Genomic DNA, 1708 nt, shown 5'->3' on the forward strand with positions numbered 1-1708 from the left:
TTCGACGGCTCGTTGGGAGGTTTGGGTCATGAGTTGGGTGCTGGTGCCGAGGAGGGTGGCGCCGAGGGTGAGGACGGTGAGGAGGGTGGTGAGGAGGGGCCATTGGGCTCGGGTGCGGTGGTGGAGCAGGGTGGTCACGGGTGTAGTTGGCCGTCGGTGATGGTGAGGGTGTGGTCGGCGAGGTTCATCATGATGGGGTCGTGGGTGGCGATGAGGGCGGTGATGCCTTCGGTTTCGACGATGGCGCGGATGAGGCTCATGACGGTGAGGCCGGTTTCGGCGTCGAGTTGGCCGGTGGGTTCGTCGGCGATGAGGAGTTGGGGTGAGGCGGCGAGGGCGCGGGCGATGGCGACGCGTTGTTGTTGGCCGCCGGAGAGTTCGGGTGGGCGTTGGTGGGCGTGGTGGGTGAGGCCGACGAGGTCGAGGAGGAGTTGGACGCGGGTGTTGCGTTGGGGGGTGGGGGTGTGGGTGAGGCGGAGGGGTAGTCCGATGTTTTCGGCGGCGGTGAGGACGGGGATGAGGCCGAAGGTTTGGAAGATGTAGGAGATTTTTTCGCGGCGTAGGCGGGAGAGGCCGTCTTCGTTGAGGGTGGTGAGGGTGGTGCCGTTGAGGGTGACGGTGCCGGTGTCGGGGTGGTCGAGGCCGCCGATGATGTTGAGGAGTGAGGTTTTGCCGGAGCCGGAGCGTCCGACGAGGGCGACCATGGTGCCGGCGTGGATGTCGAGGGTGATGTCGCGCAGGGCGTGGACGTTGCCGAAGTGGCGGTGGACGGAGCGGACTTCGAGCAGGCTCATGGGTGTGTGTTGGTGGTGGTGGGGTGGGTGTTGGTGGTGTCGGGGGTGATGGTGATGTGGTCGGTTTGGAGGGTGAGTCGGATGCGTCGGGTGAGGTGGAGGGCTTCGCGGTAGTCGCGGGGGATTTGGACTCGTCCGGCGCGGTCCATGACGGTGTATTCCTCGGCGGTGGTGTGTTGGTTGCCGTCGTGGGTGGTTGCGGTGCGGCGGAGGACTTCGCTGCTGGTGCGTCCGTCGCGGATGGCGATGGTGCGTTCGACTTGTTCGCTGACGGTGGGGTCGTGGGTGACGAGGACGATGGTGACGCCGAGGGTGTGGTTGGCGTTGCGCAGTGCGGCGAATACTTCGGCGGAGGTGGTGGTGTCGAGTTCGCCGGTGGGTTCGTCGGCGAGGAGTACGTCGGGTTGGTTGGCGAGGGCGACGGCGATGGCGACGCGCATTTGCTGGCCGCCGGAGAGTTGGGTGGGTGTGCGGTCGGCGAGGTCGGTGAGGTGGAAGGTGTGGAGGAGTTCTTGGGTGCGGGTTTTTCGGGTGGTGGGGCGGACGCGGGCGGCGGTCATGGGTAGGTCGATCATTTGTCGGGCGGTGAGGTAGGGGATCAGGTTGCTGGCGGTTTGCTGGCGGACGAATCCGACGGTGTGGCGGCGGTAGGCGACGCGGTCGGTGCGGGTCATGGTGAGGAGGTCCCAGGTGCCGACGCGGGCGTGGCCGGCGGTGGGGGCGTCGATGCCGGCGAGGATGGATAGGAGGGTGGATTTGCCGGATCCGGAGGCGCCGACGAGGGCGATCATTTCGCCGCGGTTGACGAGGAGGTCGAGTCCTTGGAGGGCTTGTACCTCGATGGGTCCGGTTTGGTAGATCCGGACGAGGCTTTCGCAGACGATCAGCGAGTCGGCGCCGAATTCGGGCGCCCG

At 66.7% G+C, this 1708-nt stretch carries 2 protein-coding genes; both read right to left on the reverse strand.

Annotation, left to right across the window (positions count from 1 at the left end):
• Positions 1 to 134 precede the first annotated feature (134 nt).
• A complete protein-coding gene (locus ACIBZJ_RS43185; RefSeq protein WP_395939428.1) occupies positions 135 to 794 on the reverse strand; it encodes an ABC transporter ATP-binding protein in 660 nt (219 codons plus the stop codon).
• On the reverse strand, positions 791 to 1708 hold a 918-nt coding region (locus tag ACIBZJ_RS43190), incomplete at its 5' end, for an ABC transporter ATP-binding protein (protein WP_395939429.1). The genes ACIBZJ_RS43190 and ACIBZJ_RS43185, both read right to left, overlap by 4 nt.

It is taken from the genome of Cryptosporangium sp. NPDC051539 (assembly GCF_044454545.1).
GTDB lineage: Bacteria > Actinomycetota > Actinomycetes > Mycobacteriales > Cryptosporangiaceae > Cryptosporangium.

Coding starts and splice junctions, on each gene's coding strand:
- ACIBZJ_RS43185 (WP_395939428.1), bottom strand. CDS start 794: ATGAGCCTGCTCGAAGTCCGCTCCGTCCACCGCCACTTCGGCAACGTC.